At 67.8% G+C, this 13,866-nt stretch carries 14 protein-coding genes; 4 read left to right on the forward strand and 10 right to left on the reverse strand.

Annotation, left to right across the window (positions count from 1 at the left end):
- Nucleotides 1–32 precede the first annotated feature (32 nt).
- Nucleotides 33–1,037 carry a nucleoid-associated protein YejK gene (gene yejK, locus FOC67_RS20440; RefSeq protein ID WP_003092908.1) on the forward strand — a complete coding sequence of 335 codons (1,005 nt, stop codon included), beginning with the start codon at nt 33–35 and terminating at the stop codon, nt 1,035–1,037.
- A 42-nt stretch (nt 1,038–1,079) separates the two neighbouring features.
- Here yejK and FOC67_RS20445 read toward each other — a convergent pair whose 3' ends face one another.
- The 9 genes from FOC67_RS20445 to FOC67_RS20485 form a co-directional block, all read right to left on the reverse strand.
- Nucleotides 1,080–1,991, reverse strand: a complete 912-nt coding sequence (locus tag FOC67_RS20445; RefSeq protein ID WP_009313433.1) for a hypothetical protein — start codon at nt 1,989–1,991, stop codon at nt 1,080–1,082.
- 88 nt (nt 1,992–2,079) lie between these two features.
- Nucleotides 2,080–2,832: a VIT1/CCC1 transporter family protein gene (locus FOC67_RS20450; protein ID WP_003105033.1), complete on the reverse strand. Its 753-nt coding sequence runs from the start codon at nt 2,830–2,832 to the stop codon at nt 2,080–2,082.
- A gap of 3 nt (nt 2,833–2,835) precedes the next feature.
- Complete coding sequence (locus FOC67_RS20455) at nt 2,836–3,771, reverse strand: glutathione S-transferase family protein (RefSeq protein ID WP_003092916.1); 936 nt, start codon at nt 3,769–3,771, stop codon at nt 2,836–2,838.
- Nucleotides 3,772–3,891: 120 nt separating this feature from the next.
- Entirely contained in the window at nt 3,892–4,581 is a 690-nt protein-coding gene (locus FOC67_RS20460) for a CatB-related O-acetyltransferase (protein WP_003105028.1), read from the reverse strand.
- A gap of 28 nt (nt 4,582–4,609) precedes the next feature.
- Nucleotides 4,610–4,924: a GIY-YIG nuclease family protein gene (locus FOC67_RS20465; RefSeq protein WP_003119275.1), complete on the reverse strand. Its 315-nt coding sequence runs from the start codon at nt 4,922–4,924 to the stop codon at nt 4,610–4,612.
- Complete coding sequence (locus tag FOC67_RS20470) at nt 4,917–5,618, reverse strand: glutathione S-transferase C-terminal domain-containing protein (protein ID WP_003092922.1); 702 nt, start codon at nt 5,616–5,618, stop codon at nt 4,917–4,919. Before FOC67_RS20470 ends, FOC67_RS20465 begins: the two co-directional genes overlap by 8 nt.
- Before the next feature lie 66 nt (nt 5,619–5,684).
- Nucleotides 5,685–6,167 carry a nuclear transport factor 2 family protein gene (locus FOC67_RS20475; protein ID WP_003092923.1) on the reverse strand — a complete coding sequence of 161 codons (483 nt, stop codon included), beginning with the start codon at nt 6,165–6,167 and terminating at the stop codon, nt 5,685–5,687.
- A gap of 70 nt (nt 6,168–6,237) precedes the next feature.
- Nucleotides 6,238–6,954, reverse strand: a complete 717-nt coding sequence (gene pcsA, locus FOC67_RS20480) for a phosphatidylcholine synthase (protein ID WP_003129573.1) — start codon at nt 6,952–6,954, stop codon at nt 6,238–6,240.
- A 113-nt stretch (nt 6,955–7,067) separates the two neighbouring features.
- Nucleotides 7,068–8,093, reverse strand: a complete 1,026-nt coding sequence (locus FOC67_RS20485) for an amino acid ABC transporter substrate-binding protein (RefSeq protein ID WP_003092927.1) — start codon at nt 8,091–8,093, stop codon at nt 7,068–7,070.
- 296 nt (nt 8,094–8,389) lie between these two features.
- Between FOC67_RS20485 and FOC67_RS20490 the strand changes: the two genes are divergently transcribed.
- A complete protein-coding gene (locus FOC67_RS20490; RefSeq protein ID WP_004355695.1) occupies nt 8,390–9,037 on the forward strand; it encodes an alpha/beta hydrolase in 648 nt (215 codons plus the stop codon).
- 15 nt (nt 9,038–9,052) lie between these two features.
- On the opposite strand, the gene FOC67_RS20495 is transcribed toward FOC67_RS20490, so the two are convergent.
- Nucleotides 9,053–10,951, reverse strand: a complete 1,899-nt coding sequence (locus FOC67_RS20495; RefSeq protein WP_003129568.1) for an acyl-CoA synthetase — start codon at nt 10,949–10,951, stop codon at nt 9,053–9,055.
- A gap of 283 nt (nt 10,952–11,234) precedes the next feature.
- Between FOC67_RS20495 and rhlB the strand changes: the two genes are divergently transcribed.
- Together rhlB and dauB are read left to right on the forward strand one after the other, a co-directional pair.
- Entirely contained in the window at nt 11,235–12,758 is a 1,524-nt protein-coding gene (gene rhlB, locus FOC67_RS20500) for an ATP-dependent RNA helicase RhlB (RefSeq protein WP_031627518.1), read from the forward strand.
- 160 nt (nt 12,759–12,918) lie between these two features.
- Nucleotides 12,919–13,866, forward strand: a complete 948-nt coding sequence (gene dauB, locus FOC67_RS20505) for an NAD(P)H-dependent anabolic L-arginine dehydrogenase DauB (protein ID WP_009313431.1) — start codon at nt 12,919–12,921, stop codon at nt 13,864–13,866.

Below are 13,866 nucleotides of genomic sequence, written 5' to 3' on the forward strand. Positions count from 1 at the left end.
CGCCGCCGATTACCTGAAAGGTCGAACCTGACATGCCGATCCATCACGCCATCGTCCACCTGATCGAGAAGAAGCCCGACGGCACCCCGGCCGTGCTCCACGCGCGCGACGCCGAGCTGGGCGACTCCCAGGCCATCGAGAACCTGCTGGCCGACCTCAACGAAAGCTACAACGCCAAGAACAAGGCCTGGGGCTTCTTCCAGGGCGAGTCCGGGGCCTACCCGTTCAGCGGCTGGCTCGGCGAGTACCTGGAGGGCGACCGCGACTTCGTCGGCTTCAGCCGCGAAGCGGTCGAGCACCTGCAAAAGCTGATGGAGGAGTCCAATCTCTCCACCGGCGGCCACGTCCTGTTCGCCCACTACCAGCAAGGCATGACCGACTACCTGGCGATCGCCCTGCTGCACCACAGCGAAGGCGTGGCGGTGAACGAGTCGCTGGAGGTCACCCCGTCGCGCCACCTGGACCTCGGCCAGTTGCACCTGGCCGCGCGGATCAACATTTCCGAATGGCGCAACAACAAGCAGTCGAAGCAGTACATCTCGTTCATCAAGGGCAAGGGCGGGAAGAAGGTCTCCGACTATTTCCGCGACTTCATCGGCTGCCAGGAAGGGGTGGATTCGCCGAGCGAGACGCGCACCCTGCTGAAAGCCTTCAGCGATTTCGTGGAAAGCGAGGACATGGCCGAGGAACAGGCCCGCGAGAAGACCGAGACGCTGGTCGACTACGCCACCTCGCAGGCGCGCATCGGCGAGCCGATGACCCTCGACGCGCTTTCGGAACTGATGGACGACCAGCAACCGCGGGCGTTCTACGACTACATCCGTAACAAGGACTACGGCCTGTCGCCGGAAATCCCGGCGGACAAGCGCACCCTCAACCAGTTCCGCCGCTTCACCGGCCGCGCCGAAGGCCTGTCGATCAGCTTCGAGGCGCACCTGCTGGGCTCCAAGGTGGAATACGACGAAGAGCGCGACATGCTGATCATCCGCCAGTTGCCGACCCAGTTGAAGGACCAGCTCAAGCGGCGCAAGGACTGACCCGCGCCGCCCCGGAGCGCCGCCGGCGCTCCCTTTCCCTCCTCAGCCGCAGGCCCAGTCGAAGCGCATGTCGCGGAAATCGAGCTGGGCGTTGCCGCCGCCGAAGTTGTAGCCGCCCAGGTATTCCTCGAACTCTACGTAGAAGGGACTCATCTCCGGCACACCCTGCACCGGACGCATGGTGCCGCCGATATGGTTCGGCAGGTGCCCTTCCACCCAGGGATGCTCGCGGTAGTTGTCGCGCTCGATCTTGCCGTCCTGCCAGTAGTGCGGCAGCTGGTAGCCGCCGTCGCCGTATTCGCTGGGCACCACCCCGGCGTTGGGGTCTTGCGCCCGCGCCGTCCAGCGCAGCGGGTAGCGCTGCTGGTGGCCGGCCGCCGGGCGGCCACCGAGGGCGCGCAGCAGGTAGTAGTCGTCCTCCGCCCAGTCCGGCACGAAGCTAGCCGCCGAACCAGCCTCCAGCCACTGCGGCGGCTCGGTCTGCGCCAGCAGCGGGTTGCCCGCCGGCAGCGCCGGCGGCTGGCAGGGCGCGCCGCTGAATTCAGCGGCGTCGAGCAGGATCAACGCATAGGCACCGCCGAGGATGTCCTCCATCCGGTGCAGACGCGGATGGCTATTGCGCCCGGCCTCCCAGAACGGCCGCAGTTCCGCTTCGGCCGGCGGTTGCGCGGGCGGATCGATGAGCATCTCGCGAATGCCGTCGACGCTGGTCGGTCCACCGTCGTTCTGGTCCGGGGCGAGGGAGAAGAAGCTCAGCGCGACGATCTCCGGGCCATGCATCCGGTAGTCCTCCGGCAGCAGCAGGGTGAAGCCGTGCATCAGCGGATAGCCGGTGTCCGGATCCAGCGGCCACTGCTCCGGACGGATGCCCGGCGGCAGGCCGAAGCACCAGCCGTGGTTGGCTTCGCCGGCGTGCGCGGCGTCGTTGACGATTTCGATGTCGTAGGCGTTCATGGCCACTCCCTGGTCGGTTTTTCCTGTTCCCGGCCACGCCGGCCGGGTGTCGCAGTGTAAAACGGAGTCCCCCGCAGGCGAAGGACTTTCAGCCCAGGCCCACGCCGAGCGCGGTGCCCAACCCATAGGTGAAGGCCGCGGCAAGGGTACCGACCAGCACCTGGCGCAACGCCGAGAACGCCAGCGGCCGCCCGGTGAAACGGGCGGTGACCGCGCCGCTGAACAGCAGCGCAAGCAGGCTGGACAGCAGGCTTGCGACCAGCGCCGCGGCACCGTCGAGGAACAGGAACGGCGCCACCGGCACCAGGGCGCCAAGGGAAAACAGCAGGAACGACGTGCCCGCCGCGTTCCACGGGTTGCCGCCCAACTCCGTCGGATCGATGCCGAGGGCCTCGCGGGACAAGGTGTCCAACGCGCCACGACCGTCGTTCATCAGTTGCAGGGCCACGCGCCGGGCGGACACCTCGCTCAGCCCCTTGGCAGTGAAGATATCGATCAGTTCCTGGGTCTCGGTGTTCGGGCAGAGCCTGAGCAGGCGTTCTTCCTCGGCGATGCGCTTGCTCGCCATCTCGCGGGCGTTGGTCACCGACAGCCACTCGCCGAGGGCCATCGAACAGGCCCCGGACACCAGTCCGGCCATCCCGGTGAGGACGATGGACGAATGCGCCATGCTCGCACCCGCCACGCCCATCACCAGGCACAGGTTCGACACCAGGCCATCGTTGGCACCGAGCACTGCGGCGCGCAGCTTGGTGCCGGCGTCGCGGTCCGGCCTCGCCTCGGGCAACGCGCACTGCGGCGGATCGGCGTCCGGCCGCAGCGGCGGGGTCTCCGCCGGCATGCCTCAACGCGCCTCGATGCGAAAGCCCAGGCGCGGGAAATGCACATGCACGGTACCCGCCCGCGGGTCTTCGCGGCGCAGGATGAGTTCCTCGCTGCCGGCGAAGAGCAGTTCGCCCTGTACCGCGTCGACACCGTAGTCGGTGGCGGCGATGGCGACCGCCTGGCCGGGCAGGAAACCGTTGGGGTCGCTGAAGGATTCGTCCGGCAATGCCGCGGGCTGGCTGCCGCGAGCCACCTCCAGGGCTTCCTCCGCACTCATCTCGGCTGGCGCGCCATGGCCGAAGCCGAGCACCCGTCCCAACCAGGCCTGCACCTGCGGGTAATCGTCGACCAGCGGCGCGGTGACCGGCGTGCCCTTGAGGAACCACAGGCAGTGCGCCACGGCGAAGTCGGCGACGGACGCTTCGCCGAACAGGAAATCGCCGTCCTCGCGCGACAACTGGCGCTCCAGTCGCGCCATGAATGCCGGCCACTGGTGGCGCGCCTGTTCCAGCGGCAGGCGGCCGGCGCTGCCGCCGCTGAATAGCTGGCTGCGATCGGCCATGAAGGCCTTGAGGAATTCCGGCGGCAGCTTGCCGAAACGCACGGCGATGGACTCCGGGGCGAACGCCAGGCTTACCGCGTGCTGGAACAGCACCGCGTCGGCCCACTGGGCGAAGCTCGCGGCGACCATCTCCTGGCCTTCGGGAAACAGCGCCGGAACCGCCTTTTCCTGCTCCAGGCGACGGGCGATCAACGCGGTATCGCAATACACATCGGCGCCGACCTGCAACACCGGGGTCTTCCGATAGCCGCCGGTCAGCGCCACCAGGTCCGGCTTGGGCATCACCGGCGGAATCATCACCGAACGCCAGGACAGTTGCTTGAAACCGAGCAGCAGGCGCGCCTTCTCGGCGAAGGGCGAAGTGGGATAGTGATGCAGGATCAGCTCTGACATGGGCGCCTCCGGGCGGATGTGAGGCACCAGCTTAGCGCGGCTGAGAAAACACGCCTATGACAATCCGGGACATGAAGGGCGCCCCATCGCCTGGCCCGATGGGCCTGGCGATGGGCGCGCTCAATCCAGCCGGCACCCCTGGCGGGTGATGGTCATCCGCCGGTACGCCGCACGCGGCGCCTCGCGCGCCTCCAGGGCGGCGAGGAACTCCCGGGGTCGGTCCAGCGGCAGGCCGGTGAGGAAGGCGCTATCCAGCTCCCACCAGCGTGAGGCGAGCAGGCCCTCGATGATCTCCGGCGGATGCCGGTAGCGGATCACCTGCGCCGGAGTCCCGGCGACGATGGCATAGGGCGGCACGTCGCGAGTGACCACGGCGCGCGTGGCGATGATCGCCCCAGTCCCGACCTTGACACCTTCCATCACCATCGCGCTGTGCCCGATCCAGACGTCGTGGCCGATTTCCGCGTAGCTCAGCGCCGGCTCGTAGCGCAGCGCGGTGCCGGTGTGCTGGAAGGGGTGGCTGCTCACCCAGTCGCTGGGATGGGTGTGCTTTTCCTGGCCGATGAAACAGTCCGAGCCGATCGAGCAGAAACGCCCGATGGACGCCACCAGGGACAGGTCGGTGCCGCTGCGCACATAGCTGTAGGCGCCGATCTCCAGCCTCGGCGGGACGATGCGCAGGTGGCCGAGTTCGACCCGCTCCTCGAGCACCAGCGTGGTGCGCTTGCCGACACTGGCCGGGCCGCCGGCCAGCTTGCAGCCGCGGCGGCGGATCCAGCGTTTCCACCAATGATTCTTCAGGTAACCCACGAATACCCCATGACCGCAGATGAACGTCCTAGATTGCCGGCTCGCCGACCTCGCGCAACACCGGTACGCCGACCAACAGGCGCTCCTTGGCGCGCTTGCTCAGGGCCTTGATCGCCCGCTCGCGGCGCAGGGCGTCGCCCTTGCTGGCGCAGGCCTCGACGTAGACCAGCGCGCGGGCGGGGCTGGAATGGAAGAACCGCGCGCCCTTGCCGCTGCAATGAGTGTCGAAGCGGCGCAGCGGATCGTCGCTGATGCCGCAGTACAACGCGCCGTTTTCCGCCCTCACCAGGTAGACCGACCAACACTTCCCGATCGCCGCCGTGGCGGCCGTCGCCTCACTCACTCCAGACCCGCTCCCGCATCCGCTCGCAATACGCCACCAGGCGCGGATAGCCTCGCGCCACATGGCTGAGCGGGGTATCCAGGGTCGCCTCGATGAGGTTGGCGAGGATACCGTAAGCGGCGGCATCGGCGCTGCACGGATGTTCGCCGCCGTAGTACGGGACCTGGCCGAGCAGGCCGTCGAGGGCATCGAGGTCGTCGCGGGCGAAGGCCAGCAGTTCGTCCCTGCCGTGGACCCCGAGTCCCTGCGCCCTGAGGGTAGCGCGGACCTTGCGGCGCATGGCCCAGGCCACCGCGTCGCGCACGCCGAATGGCAGCGAGCCGAAGAACACCGGCTTGAGCACGCGCCAGCTGTCCTCGTCGAACCAGCGGAAATACAGCATCAGGTAGTACAGGTGTTCGTCGCACAGGCGCGTGATCGCCCGTGCCCAGCCCTTGCCCCGGGCATCCAGGCCTGCGTCGAGAGTGACCCCGTAGCGCTCGCCGAGGGTACGGATGACGATCTCGCTGTCACCGATCGCCTCGCCCTCGATACGCACGTAGGGCAGCTTGCCCTTGGGCGCCTTGCGCGGGTCGCTGACGACCTTCACCTGGTACTCCAGGCCGGCCAGGCGCAACCAGGTTTCCAGTTTCAGGCAGTAGGGACTGGCATTGGGTACGTTGAATGCGGCGGGGAACTGGAAGAGCGTGATCATCGCGGCGTCCTGCGGGTTGTCCGCGGCGAGCTTAGGAGATTATCCGCGCTTCGGCCACCGACAGCCTCAGCCGGCCGCCGGATGGGCAGCCTGGTAGGCGGCTAGGCCCTTGCGCGCCTGCCCGCGGATCGCCCGCTGCACCGGCGGCGCCCAGCCCAGCAGCAGGCCCTTGGCGCCAAGCGCCTGGCGGCTCCAGCGCCACAGGTCGAACTGGTCGCGATGCTCGACGATCAAACCGTCGGCGAAGCGGAAACGGGCCTCGATGCGATTCTCCACCCTGCGCCCGGTCTGGGTGAACAGGTAGTGGGCCACCCATTGCGCACGCCCCTCGTTCTGGTCGGCGCGGACGTTCGCGTAGTCCAGGCGGAAGTCCCGCGCCCGGCTGGTCAGCAGGCGCCACATGTCGCCCACCTCGCGCCCACGCAGTTCGCCGAAGGCCGGGTCGTGGAAGGTCGCCTGGGGGGCGTAGCAGGCCGCCATGGCCTCGCCGTCGAGGCGCTGGAAGGCCTGGTAGAAGCGCTCGATCAGTTCGGCGTTGGGGTGGGCCATGCGGGGTTCCTTGCGATGAGAGGGACTTGCCAGGCGTCCCCAGGCGGGAACGCCGTCGCGCCGGGTCGTTTCAGCCGAACCACTCGCGGGCGCTGCGCCAGAGGCAGATACCGACGAAATAGGCCGAGGCGGCGAACCACAGGCCGAGCAGGATCGGCAGATCGGCCGGCTGCTGGACGATCAGCAGACCGCTGCTGATCAGCCAGACGAAGGTCACCGCGATGTTCAACGGCATGAACTGGCGCACGCGGAACGGGTGGAGGAACTTCATCCGGGTCAGGGTCAGGGCGGCCAGCACCAGCACCGTGACGAGGTTGACCCAGGGGTGCAGGTCGAGCACGTAGAAGTACACCGCCACCACGTTCCAGGCGGCCGGGAAGCCAACGAAGTAGTTGTCGGTGCTCTTCATGTTGACGTTGCAGAAGCAGAACAGCGACGAAACCAGAATCACGCCCACCGCCAGCAGTTCGAAATGCTCCGGCAGGGGGATGTAGCGGTAGATGAAGATGGCCGGGATGAACACGTAGGTCAGGTAGTCGATCACCAGGTCGAGCACCGAGCCGTCGAAATGCGGCAGCATTTCCTTGACTTCGTACTTGCGCGCCAGGGTGCCGTCGAGGCCGTCCACCAGTAGGGCCAGGCCAAGCCAGAGCAGGCAGGCCTGGGGTTTGTTGTCGACCAGCGCGAGCAGGGCCAGCAAGGCCAGGATCACGCCGCTGGCGGTGACGGCGTGGACGCCCCAGGCCTTGGCTTTGTTGATGGGAGTCATCGATAGGTTCACGGGCAATTCTCTTGTTCGGTGTTCGGCATGACGCGTCGCTCTATAGTGCACCGGCACCGGTGCGTCTGTCTGTTATCGGATTGTCGGTGCTGGCGAGAGTTCAGCCAGCCCCCCGCCGGTCAGCGGATCGGCGGCGCATAGTGCAGGCCGCCGAGATTCCATTGCGCGTTGAGGCCGCGCGGCATCTTCAGCGGGCTGCCGTCGCCGACGTTGCGGGCGAAGATCTCGCCATAGTTGCCGACCTGGCGCACCATCTGCACCACCCAGTCGCGCGGCAGTTGCAAGTCCTTGCCGGCGTCGCCCTCGCTGCCGAGCAGGCGGGCGACGTCCGGGTTGCGGCTGTCCCTGGCCTGGCGCTCGACGTTGCTCGAGGTGACCCCCAGCTCCTCCGCGTTGAGCAGGCCGTACAGGGTCCAGCGGACGATGTTGAACCAGGCTTCGTCGCCCTGCCGCACGGCCGGGCCGAGCGGCTCCTTGGAGATCACTTCCGGCAGCACCACGTACTGGTCCGGCTTGGCCAGCTTCAGGCGCTGGGCGTAGAGCTGCGACTGGTCGGAGCTGAGCACGTCGCACTGCCCCGCCTCCAGGGCACGGGCGCTCTTCTCGTAGCTGTCGTCGAGCACCGCCTTGTAGCGGATGCCGTGGGCCCGGAAGTAGTCCGCCACGTTCAGCTCGTTGGTGGTGCCGGACTGGATGCACACCGTCGCGTCCTTCAGTTCGCGGGCGCTGGACACGCCGAGCTTGCGATTGACCAGGAAGCCCTGGCCGTCGAAATAGGTGACGCCGGTGAAGTGGATGCCCAGCGCGGTATCCCGCGAGCTGGTCCATGAGGTGTTGCGCGACAGCAGGTCGACCGTGCCGGACTGCAACGCCGAAAACCGCTCGGTGGCGGACAGCGGGGTGAAGCGCACCTTCTCGGCGTCGCCGAACAGCGCGGCGGCCAGCGCCCGGCAGATGTCGACGTCGAGCCCCTTGAAACGGCCCTTGGCGTCGGCGTAGGAGAACCCCGGCAGGCCGTCGCTGACGCCGCACTGCACGTAGCCCTTGCGCTTCACCGCATCCAGCGTCGCACCGGCCTCGGCCGTGGCGCTGGCGCCGAGGCAGACGGCGGCCAGCAGCAGCCAGGTACCTTTCATTATTGTCATCTGTTCGCCACTCCCTTCGCCGCCCCTGGGTGAACCGCCGGCCCCGCGCCGGTCGCTTCCCGGGCCGGTCGCCGCACTGTAACCGCAAGCGCCGCGGCACCGGCAGGGGCAGCCGGCGGTGCGACGGCGGCGGGCGACGAACGGCGTGCCCGGCGCACTTCCCTTAGCAAAGCGCATCCGCGGGAAATTGGCGAATGCATGATCTGCGACAATCTGGCCGACTTGCGAGCGGGAAAGCGCCTGTTGTCGAATGGTCCTCCCATTCCGAACGCATATGCCCCCTGCCTGGAGCCGTTATGAGCGAACCCCTGATCCTCGATGCCCCGAATGCCGACGCCTGCATCATCTGGCTGCACGGCCTGGGCGCCGACCGTACCGACTTCAAGCCGGTGGCCGAAGCCCTGCAGGTGGTCCTGCCGAGCACCCGCTTCATCCTCCCCCAGGCGCCGAGCCAGGCGGTGACGGTCAATGGCGGTTGGGTCATGCCGAGCTGGTACGACATCCTTGCCTTCAGTCCGGCGCGGGCGATCGACGAAGACCAGTTGAACGCCTCCGCCGACCAGGTCATCGCCCTCATCGATGAACAGCGCGCCAAGGGCATCGCCGCCGAGCGGATCATCCTCGCCGGTTTCTCCCAGGGCGGCGCGGTGGTCCTGCATACCGCCTTCCGCCGCTACGCCCAGCCGCTCGGCGGGGTGCTGGCGCTATCCACCTACGCGCCGACCTTCGACGACCTGGCGCTGGACGAGCGCCACAAGCGGATTCCGGTCCTGCACCTGCATGGCAGCCAGGACGACGTGGTCGACCCGGCGCTCGGCCGCGCGGCCCATGACGCCTTGCAGGCGCAGGGCGTGGAGGTGGACTGGCACGACTACCCGATGGGCCACGAGGTGTCCCTGGAGGAAATCCACGACATCGGCGCCTGGCTGCGCAAGCGCCTCTGACGCGCGCAGCTTCTCTCAGACGGCGTGCAGCCGGTAGTTCAGCGCGTAGCCGCCGAGCAGCTCTTCCAGCGCCGCCCGGCGTCTTTCGTCGAGCGCGGGAACGTGCAGGTGGGCGAGCTGGCCGTGGCGCTCGTCGGCGACCACCTCCACGCGGATATCCTCGGCGATCCTCCGGCTTTCCTCCTCCAGCACCCGGCGGATCGCGTCCAGGCGCAGCGCTGGCTTGAAGGTCTTGCCCACCGCGGTGACCGGCATGCTCTCGATCAGCCAGACATCCTTGGGCACCGCCGCGCGCTCCGGTACGTGGCGGCTGGCGTGTTCCAGCAGCTCTTCCTCGCTGGCGCTGGCGCCGGGCTTGAGCTGGATATACGCCACCGGCAGCTCGCCGGCCTTGGCGTCCGGCTTGCCCACCGCCGCCGCCAGGGCCACGGCCGGATGCCGGTGCAGCGCCTCTTCGATCATCTGTGGGTCGATGTTGTGGCCACCGCGAATGATCAGGTCCTTGCTGCGCCCGGTGAGCCAGATGTAGCCGTCCTCGTCGATACGACCGAGGTCGCCGGTATTGAACCAGCCATCGCCGATCCAGATATCGCGGTTCCGGTCCTGTTGCAGGTAGCCCTTGAACACCGTCGGGCCCTTCAGGCAGAGGTTGCCCACCTCGTTCGGCGCGGCATCGCGCAGGTAATTGCCCTCGCCGTCGAGCACCGCGACCTTCACCTGGCAGTACGGCAGGCGCAGGCCGATCGAACCCGGCCGGCGCTCGCCGCCACGCGGGTTGCAACTGGTGCCGCAGGTACCTTCGGTGAGGCCGTAGCCTTCGATCACCTTGAGCCCGGTACGCGCCTCGAACTGGCGGATCAGCTCCACCGGCATCGGCGCCGCGCCGCACAGGGCGAAACGCAGGCTGGACAGGTCGCGGCCATCGCTGGGGACCTGCAGCAACGCCGCGTAGATGGTCGGCACGCCACTGAAGCTGGTGACCCGGTAGCGCTCCACCAGCTTCCAGAAGTCCTGGATCAGGGTCGGATTGCGGTAGCCCTGGGGCCCGGCCAGGAGCACCTGGGCGCCGCGATGGAAGGGCGCCAGGCCGGTAACCATCACGCCGTTGACGTGGAACAGCGGCAGGCCGCAGAGCAGCACGTCGTCCACCCCGTAGTCGGCGTTCAGGCCCATGATCTCGGCCATCGCCACCTCGTTGAAGTGGCTGTGCGGCGCCAGCTTCGGCGTGCCGGTGGTGCCGCCGGTGTGGAAATAGGAAGCGACGTCGTCCGGATGGATCGCCCGTCCGCTCTCCAGGCGGTCTGCCGGGCAGTCGGCGATCAGCGTATCGAAGTCCAGCACGCCCTCCGGCAGCGGCCCGCGCTGGGCCTTGAGCGCCTCGCGCTGCGGCGCCGGCAACAGGTTGGCCGGATCGACCACGACGATCGCGTACAGCTCCGGCAGCTGCGCGCGCAGGCCGGCGACCTTCTGCCACAGGTCGGTGCCGGGGAACGGCGCCAGGGTCACCAGCACCCGGGTGTTGGAGGCGCGGATCAGCTCGGCGATGTGCTCCGGCTCCAGCAGCGGGTTGATCGCATTGACGATCCCGGCGGCCTCGCCGCCCCAGATCACGTAGTGGGTCTGCGGCAGGTTGGGCAGCAGGAAGGACACCGCCTGGTGGCTTTCCAGGCCCAGCCGGTGCAAGGCGTTGGCGGTCTGGGTGACGCGGGCGAACAGCTCGGCATAGCTGATCCGCAACGGTTCTTCGGCGGCGCTGCCATGCAGCAGGCAGCTCAGGGCGATACGCTGGCCGTGGCGCTGGGCCGAGCGTTGCAACAGTTCGTAGGTGCTGGATGGCAGGTCGCGCTGTTCCAGCGGCACGCGTTCCAGGGCTTCGATATCGCTCAGCCCGGCGATCGATGGGGACGGATTCATGGTTTTCTTGTTCTTCCGTTGGTGAGTGGGCGGACACTCGCCGGATCGCTCCGGCACCGTCCCGAAGATGCCACCCCCGTCGCCGCCCTACCGTTGTCTTTTTGTAGCGCGCCGCCGGTCGCGCGCACGAGCCCTCCCGGAGGCTGCCCCGGGAGCTTCGCGCAGCCCCCTCCAGGCCCCGTCCGGCCAGGCCTGGAAGGCGCCGGCCAAGCATGGATTTCTCCCCGCTGGCAACATGCTTTACACTGGCGCCCGTTCATTCCTTAACCACTACGAGATCGCCGTGCTCAAAGCACTCAAGAAAATCTTCGGCAAGGCCGACGGAACCCAGCCGCAGAGCGGTTCCTCCCCGGTCCCGCAAGGCCCTGCCGGCGCTACCGCGAAAGGTACCGCCCCCACCGGCGAAAAGCCGACCGAGAAACGCCCACGCAAACCGCGCGCCCCGCGCGCCGACAACGAGTCCGGCGCCCCGCGCGCCGTTGAAAAGACCGAGAAAGGCGAAAAGCCCGCCAAACCCGCCGCCAAAGAAGGCCGGGACGCCAAGCCGCGCAGCGACAAGCCGCGCCGCGAACGCAAGCCGAAGCCGGTGGACAACTGGAAGCTGGAAGACTTCGTGGTCGAACCGCAGGAAGGCAAGACCCGCTTCCACGACTTCAACCTCGCCCCGAGCCTGATGCACGCCATCCATGACCTCGGCTTCCCCTACTGCACCCCGATCCAGGCGCAGGTACTGGGCTTCACCCTGCGCGGCCAGGACGCCATCGGCCGCGCACAGACCGGCACCGGCAAGACCGCCGCGTTCCTCATCTCGATCATCACCCAGTTGCTGCAGACCCCGCCGCCGAAAGAGCGCTACATGGGCGAGCCGCGCGCGCTGATCATCGCCCCGACCCGCGAACTGGTGGTACAGATCGCCAAGGACGCCGCGGCGCTGACCAAGTACACCGGGCTGAACGTGATGACCTTCGTCGGCGGCATGGACTTCGACAAGCAACTCAAGCAGCTGGAAGCGCGCTTCTGCGACATCCTGGTAGCCACCCCCGGCCGTCTGCTGGACTTCAACCAGCGCGGCGAGGTGCACCTGGACATGGTCGAGGTGATGGTCCTCGACGAAGCCGACCGCATGCTCGACATGGGCTTCATCCCGCAGGTCCGGCAGATCATCCGGCAGACCCCGCACAAGGGCGAACGCCAGACCCTGCTGTTCTCGGCGACCTTCACCGACGACGTGATGAACCTCGCCAAGCAGTGGACCGTCGATCCGGCGATCGTCGAGATCGAGCCGGAGAACGTCGCCAGCGATACCGTCGAGCAGCATGTCTACGCCGTGGCCGGCAGCGACAAGTACAAGCTGCTGTACAACCTGGTGGCGCAGAACAACTGGGAACGGGTGATGGTCTTCGCCAACCGCAAGGACGAAGTCCGCCGCATCGAGGAACGCCTGACCAAGGACGGCATCAGCGCCGCCCAGATGTCCGGCGACGTGCCGCAGCACAAGCGCATCCGCACCCTGGAAGGCTTCCGCGAAGGCAAGATCCGCGTCCTGGTGGCAACCGACGTGGCCGGCCGCGGCATCCACATCGACGGCATCAGCCATGTGATCAACTTCACCCTGCCGGAAGACCCGGACGACTACGTGCACCGTATCGGTCGTACCGGCCGCGCCGGCGCCTCGGGTACCTCGATCAGCTTCGCTGGCGAGGACGATGCCTTCGCCCTGCCGCCGATCGAAGAACTGCTGGGCCGCAAGATCACCTGCGAGATGCCGCCGGCCGAACTGCTCAAGCCGGTACCGCGCAAGCACTGAACGCAGGCGTGGAGAAAAAAGGCGAAGCCATCCGGCTTCGCCTTTTTCGTTTCTGCGACACGCAGGTGCCGCCGTCGGTCATCGAGACGGGTCGGCGCTTGCCCGGCAATACCTTAAAGTCCAGAATGGACAAATTGTTTACATCCATTCCGGAGATCGCATGAGCGCCGCCACTCCCCTGATCGTCCAGCAGGCCGAAGCCGAGCAACTGCTCGCCCGTATCGACGTCCTCCAGGCCATGCGCCAGTTGTTCCTCGACCTGGCCGCCGGCCAGGCGCTCCAGCCGGCCCAGCAACTGGTGGAGTTCCCCGCCGGTCGCGGCGACTTCATCAACTACCTCGGCGTGCTCGCCCAGGAACAGGTCTACGGGGTCAAGACTTCGCCCTACATCGTCCGCGAACAGGGCCCGTTGGTCACCGCCTGGACCCTGCTGATGTCGATGCAGACCGGCCAGCCCTTGCTGCTCTGCGATGCCGCCCGGCTGACCACCGCGCGCACCGCCGCCACCACCGCGGTGGCGGTGGATGCCCTGGCTCCGGCCGAAGCCGGCCGCCTGGCTCTGATCGGCAGCGGACCGGTGGCCCATGCCCACCTGCAATACGTGAAGGGCCTGCGTGACTGGCAGGGCGTGCGAGTCCATTCGCCGAGCCTGGACGAGCGCCGCCTGCAAAGCCTGCGCGCCATCGACCCGCGCGCCGAAGCCGCCGGCAGTCTGGAGGAAGCGCTGGACGAAGCCGATGTGATCCTGCTCTGCACTTCCTCGGCCCGAGCGGTGATCGACCCGCGCCAACTCGAGCGCCCGGCGCTGGTCACCTCGATCAGCACCAACGCGCCCCGCGCCCATGAGGTACCGGCGGAAAGCCTGGCGGCCATGGACGTCTATTGCGACTACCGGCACACCACCCCAGGCTCCGCCGGCGAGATGCTGATCGCCGCCGAACAGCATGGCTGGAGCCCCGAGGCGATCCGCGGCGACCTCGCCGAGCTGCTCGGCGGCCAGGCGCCACGTCCGGAATACCGGCGCCCGGCGTTCTTCCGCTCGATCGGCCTGGGCCTGGAAGACGTAGCCCTGGCCAACGCCCTCTACCGCCTGCGCCAGGCAGGCTGA

It is taken from the genome of Pseudomonas sp. FDAARGOS_761, from assembly GCF_013343155.1.
Lineage (GTDB): Bacteria > Pseudomonadota > Gammaproteobacteria > Pseudomonadales > Pseudomonadaceae > Pseudomonas > Pseudomonas aeruginosa.